The organism is Mesorhizobium sp. WSM4815, assembly GCF_055811575.1.
In genome coordinates, this window is the sequence record NZ_JBVVQS010000055.1 from 1 (window position 1) to 3,202 (window position 3,202).

Genomic DNA, 3,202 nt, shown 5'->3' on the forward strand with positions numbered 1-3,202 from the left:
GTCTTGCCATGATCGACATGGCCAATCGTGCCGATGTTCACATGAGGCTTTGTACGCTCGAATTTACCTTTTGCCATAGTCTCTTTCCTTGGACGGCCTGGACCTTCAGTTCAGTCGAATGCGGGGCGATTAGCGACTGCGGCCGAAAAACACAAGTGTCTTGTGGCCGGGGCTTTCTCACCCGGTCTGAACCCATGATCCGGTTTTCGGGGATGTGGCGCGGATATAGGAACGAACAAGAAGAAATGGAATGGCCTGACATAGGTTCCGCGGCTGCCGGCATTCAGCCGACGGATATTGCCGCTTCCGCCTGTCCGCCTTGCCGGATTTACTGCCGGATCTGGCCCATTGCCGGTGTGACGCCGGTCTGATTTCCTGATCCGATGCATTTCATTCCGATCGCCATCCGCGGCCCGCTGTTCATGATCCTGTCGACCGGGTCCTATGTCGCCAACGACACCATGTTGAAGCTCGCGACGGTTGGGCTGCCGCCCTATGAAGTGCTGTTTCTGCGCGGGACGGCGGCAACGCTGTGGGGCATTCCGTTGCTGTTTGCGCTGGGCTACGGCAGGCAGATCCCGCTGATCCTCGACAGGAGAGTGTTGCAAAGAAACCTGCTCGAGTTGGCGGCAATCCTTTGCTACGTGGTGGCGCTTGCCAACATGCAGATCGCCGATTCGACCGCCCTGGGACAGATCACGCCCCTGCTCATGCTGATTGGCTCCTCTGTCCTGTTCGGCGAACGGATCGGCGGCTTGCGCATGGCGTTGATCGGGCTCGGCTTCATCGGCGCGGTGATGGTGGCGCAGCCGACGATGCAGGGAATCTCGGTCTACGCCTTGCTGGCGCTCGGCAACGCGGCGTTCGCCGCCGCGCGCGATCTCGCCGGGCGCCGGGTCGCCGCCGACGTGCCTGGCATGATCGTCGCAATTTCCGCGGTGGTGGTGGTGCTGGTCGGATCAGGCGTCGCGCATCTGATGTCGGAGCGTTGGGTGGCCCCCGAGACGCATCATTTGCTGCTGATGGCCGGGGCCGGATTGTTCCTGATTTTTGGCCATTTCTTCATCTTCATGGCCTATCGCGCCGGGCCAACCGGCGTCGTGGCGCCGTTCTACTACTGCTTCACCGTCTGGGCGGTCATTTCCGGCCTGGTGGTGTTCCAGCAATTGCCGAACGCGCTGGCGATCGGCGGTATCCTGCTGGTGGTGACCAGCGGGCTGACCATCGTGTCGCTCGACGAGCGGCGGCGCCGACTGACCGTCGTCGCATAGTTTGGGCAGTGGTGACCAAAACAACGGACCACAAATTTCAGCTTGGCCGCTGCCCGCAAAAAAATGGAGAAACCTATGACAAGCCAGGAGAATGCCGGCAACCGCGTGCTAGCCGGAAAATGCCTGTGCGGCGCCGTGCAATACGCGGTGGCCGACGAGTTCATCTACGCCGCCAACTGCCACTGCTCGGACTGCCGGCGCACCACCGGTTCGGCTTTCAAGCCGTTTGCCGGCATCGAGCGTGAGAGACTGAGCCTGACCAAGGGCGAGGACAACCTCCTGATCTTTGGCGAGGAGACCGGCCACAACGTGCACTGCAAGACCTGCGGCTCATTGCTCTACTCGGTCGTCCGCGACGGCGCCTTCGTCCACGTCACCATGGGAACCCTCGTCGACGAGCCGGCCATCCGTCCAACGCAGCACATCTTTGTCGGCTCCAAGGCGAAGTGGTTCACGATCGCCGACGACCTGCCTCAATATGAAGAGCATGCCGCCGGGGGCGCCGACTGAAGACCTGGCGATGTGGCTGACGGCATTGCCGCTCAGGCACACGCAGTGACACGGCGCATTTTCAAGGAAGTTATTTTCGATAATGACTTCAACAGCATGCTTGGAGCGGGTAGCGGGAATCGAACCCGCATATTCAGCTTGGAAGGCTGCTGCTCTACCACTGAGCTATACCCGCATTTCACCCGAAAACCGCTATGCACTTTTCGGTCCGAGGCTTTGCGTTTCAGGGCTTCCGGGCCGGCAGTGGTGGAGAGGGTTGGATTTGAACCAACGTAGGCATAGCCAACGGATTTACAGTCCGTCCCCTTTAACCACTCGGGCACCTCTCCAGTCTGCCGCCGGAGCCATGCAACGAGGCATCGACGCGTCGCGGCCGCAGGAGCAGCCCGTCGCGAAGCGCCTTATGGCGGCAGCGCCCAAAACTGTCAACCGCAACATCCCGGCAAAACGCGCTGAATTTGTTGACGACCCGACGAGCAGGGTTTTGCGGCTGTATCCATAGGCGAACGACACGGCTATAGAACCGGCCATGAGCAACGACAACAAGCCCAAAACCCCGAAAGACACCCACTACGCTAAGCTGCGCCGCGCGCATCGCGACGAGAAGAGCGGCGGCGCGCCGGCGTTCAGGCCGCGCCAGCCGGTACCACCAGGAGAGACCGCCGCGGATGGGCTGGTGCGGCTTTACGGCCTGCACACGGTGCGAGCAGCACTCGACAATCCGCGCCGGCGGATCAAGAAGATGCTGGTGACGCGCAACGCCGCCGAGCGGCTGGCTATCGCCGACCTCACCGCCCTGCCCTTTGAGACAGAGATGGTCGAGCCGAAAGACATAGACAAGGTCACCGGCTCTGACGCCGTGCATCAGGGCGTGCTGATCGAAGCCGAGCCGCTAAAACCCAAGCGCCTCGATGCGCTCGGCGATACCACGCTGGTGCTGGTCCTCGACCAGGTCACCGATCCGCACAATGTCGGCGCGATCCTGCGCTCGGCGGTCGCCTTCGGCGCCGGCGCGCTGATCACCACGGCGCGCCACAGTCCGCATGAATCCGGCGTGCTGGCAAAGTCGGCCTCCGGCGCGCTGGAGCATATCGACCAGATCGAGGTAAAAAACCTCGCCGACGCGCTCGGCCAGTTGCACGAGGCCGGCTTCCAGACCATCGGCCTCGATTCCGACGGGCCGGCGGAACTCGAGAAAAGTTTTGCCGGGGAAAGGATCGCGCTGGTGCTAGGCGCCGAGGGCAAGGGCTTGCGTCAGAAGACGCGTGAAACGGTGACGACGCTGGCCCGGCTCGACATGCCCGGCGCCATCCGCTCGCTCAACGTGTCGAACGCCGCGGCGGTGAGCATTTATGCGGCGAGGAAGTTTTTGGGTTAGGGGAGTAAGGGAGTAGGGCAGTAGGGGAGTAGGGGAGTAGGGG

At 62.1% G+C, this 3,202-nt stretch carries 3 protein-coding genes, 2 tRNA genes and 1 pseudogene; 3 read left to right on the top strand and 3 right to left on the bottom strand.

The genetic code is table 11. The features are described from left to right. Window positions 1–77, bottom strand: a pseudogene (locus AC0L2B_RS00275) (GTP-binding protein); the annotation flags it as partial. Between the two features lie 306 nt (window positions 78–383). Here AC0L2B_RS00275 and AC0L2B_RS00280 point away from each other — a divergent pair. Further along, complete coding sequence (locus AC0L2B_RS00280; RefSeq protein WP_473743647.1) at window positions 384–1,271, top strand: DMT family transporter; 888 nt, start codon at window positions 384–386, stop codon at window positions 1,269–1,271. A 75-nt stretch (window positions 1,272–1,346) separates the two neighbouring features. Then, window positions 1,347–1,781, top strand: a complete 435-nt coding sequence (locus tag AC0L2B_RS00285) for a GFA family protein (protein WP_473743648.1) — start codon at window positions 1,347–1,349, stop codon at window positions 1,779–1,781. 101 nt (window positions 1,782–1,882) lie between these two features. On the opposite strand, the gene AC0L2B_RS00290 is transcribed toward AC0L2B_RS00285, so the two are convergent. Continuing rightward, a tRNA-Gly gene (locus AC0L2B_RS00290) sits at window positions 1,883–1,956 on the bottom strand. Between the two features lie 69 nt (window positions 1,957–2,025). Next, a tRNA-Tyr gene (locus AC0L2B_RS00295) sits at window positions 2,026–2,110 on the bottom strand. Window positions 2,111–2,310: 200 nt separating this feature from the next. Between AC0L2B_RS00295 and AC0L2B_RS00300 the strand changes: the two genes are divergently transcribed. Then, entirely contained in the window at window positions 2,311–3,159 is an 849-nt protein-coding gene (locus AC0L2B_RS00300) for a TrmH family RNA methyltransferase (protein ID WP_473743650.1), read from the top strand. Window positions 3,160–3,202: the final 43 nt, after the last annotated feature.

Excerpts from the sequence above, each read along its gene's own strand:
- AC0L2B_RS00280 (WP_473743647.1), top strand. The coding sequence starts at position 384 with ATGCATTTCATTCCGATCGCCATCCGCGGCCCGCTGTTCATGATCCTG.
- AC0L2B_RS00285 (WP_473743648.1), top strand. The coding sequence starts at position 1,347 with ATGACAAGCCAGGAGAATGCCGGCAACCGCGTGCTAGCCGGAAAATGC.
- AC0L2B_RS00300 (WP_473743650.1), top strand. The coding sequence starts at position 2,311 with ATGAGCAACGACAACAAGCCCAAAACCCCGAAAGACACCCACTACGCT.